We start from the raw sequence: 1607 nt of genomic DNA, 5'->3' as shown, positions 1-1607 counted from the left end.
GGCCGGGGCCGCCGCCCCAGGCGGCCAGCGCCCAACTGGCCAGGACGCCGACACAGGCGGCCCGCCAGCGCGCCGGCGCGGCCGAACGGCGGAGACACGAAGGGAACATGCGGCGATTATCCGGGGCACCGATAATCCCCCCATGTTTGCCCGATTCCAGCGCCCCAGCCCCGCCGTCGTGGGCGGGCTGGCGGCCGCGGTGACCGTGCTGATCTGGACCTCGTTCATCGTCGTCGCACGCGCCACCGCCCACCAGCACCTGACCCCGTTCGACATCGCCTTCATGCGCTTCGTCGGCGCGGGAGCGGTGCTGCTGCCCTGGGGCTGGTGGCTGGTGCGGCGCCAACGCACCACCGAGCCAGGCCGCCCGGACTGGCTCGGCCTGTCGCCCCTGAGCGCGCGCCTGACGGCGCAGGTCGGGCTGGTCGGTGGCGTGCTGTACGCCTGCATCGCCTACAGCGGCTTTTTTTACGCGCCGGCGTCGCACGCCTCGGTGCTGATGCCCGGCAGCCTGCCGCTGTGGACCACCCTGCTGGCCGCCTGGGTGCTGCGCGACCGCATCACCCGCCACCGCGCGCTGGGGCTGGGGCTGATCGTCGGCGGTGGCCTGCTGGTGGGCGGTGCCAGCCTGTTGCGCGCCTTCGACGGCGGTGACGTCTGGAAAGGCGACCTGCTGTTCCTGCTGGCCGGTTTCACCTGGGCCAACTACTCCATCCTGGCGCGCCGCCACGCCCTGCCGGCGGTGCAGGCGACGGTGGCCATTTCGGTCTTCGCGGCGCTCACCTTCGTGCCGGTGTACGCCCTGCTGGCCGCGCTTGGGGCCATCGATTCCGGCCTGGGCCGCGCGCCCTGGACCGAGTGGCTGTTCCAGGCAGTGTTCCAGGGCGTGGGCTCGGTGGTGATTTCCGGCATCACCTTCACCCAGATGGTGCGCCATTTCGGACCGGTGCGTTCGACCATGATCACCTCGCTGGTGCCCGGCCTGTCGGCGCTGGGGGCGGTCAGCCTCCTCGGCGAGCCCCTGCATCCCCACCTGCTGATCGGCCTGGCGCTGGTGACGCTGGGTATCGTCTTCGGCGTGCGGGCCGCCGCGCCCAACCCGCCCCTGGCTTCCGCGCCCACCCGATGATGACGCCCGCGACGCTGCCTTTCCCCGAACGGGTGCTGACCCTGGACACCAGCACCGACCGCCTGAGCCTGGCCGTGGGCCGCCCTGGCGACGCGCCCCTGGCCGCGCACCAGGGGCCGGGCGGGGCCCAGGCCTCGGCCACCCTGATCCCGCTGATCCAAACCCTGCTGGGCCAAGTGGGCTGGCGCCTGGACGAACTCGACGCCATTGCCTTCGGCTGCGGCCCGGGTTCGTTCACCGGCCTGCGCACCGCCTGTGCGGTCGTGCAGGGCCTGGCCGTGGCGGCCCGGCCCGCGGGCCTTCCGGTGCTACCGGTGAACACCTTGCTGGCCGTGGCCCAGGCCGCGCGCGCCCAGGCCGCACCGCTGGCAGTGGGCCAGCGCGTGCTCGCCGTGCTCGACGCGCGCATGGACGAGTTGTATGTGGCCGAGGCCGAAGTGGTGGCCACGCCCGCCACCGACGGCGGAACGACCGCCCC

The 1607-nt window shown here is 73.4% G+C and carries 2 protein-coding genes; both read left to right on the top strand.

All coding sequences use genetic code 11. The annotated features are described in order from the left end of the window. Window positions 1-142: 142 nt before the first annotated feature. Complete coding sequence (locus CON77_RS15010; RefSeq protein WP_101050418.1) at window positions 143-1129, top strand: DMT family transporter; 987 nt, start codon at window positions 143-145, stop codon at window positions 1127-1129. Next, on the top strand, window positions 1129-1607 hold a 479-nt coding region (tsaB, locus tag CON77_RS15005), incomplete at its 3' end, for a tRNA (adenosine(37)-N6)-threonylcarbamoyltransferase complex dimerization subunit type 1 TsaB (RefSeq protein ID WP_101050416.1). The genes CON77_RS15010 and tsaB, both read left to right, overlap by 1 nt.

This window comes from Macromonas nakdongensis (assembly GCF_002837145.1).
Taxonomy (GTDB): domain Bacteria; phylum Pseudomonadota; class Gammaproteobacteria; order Burkholderiales; family Burkholderiaceae_C; genus Macromonas_B; species Macromonas_B nakdongensis.
This window is presented reverse-complemented; position numbering and strand designations above follow the sequence as displayed.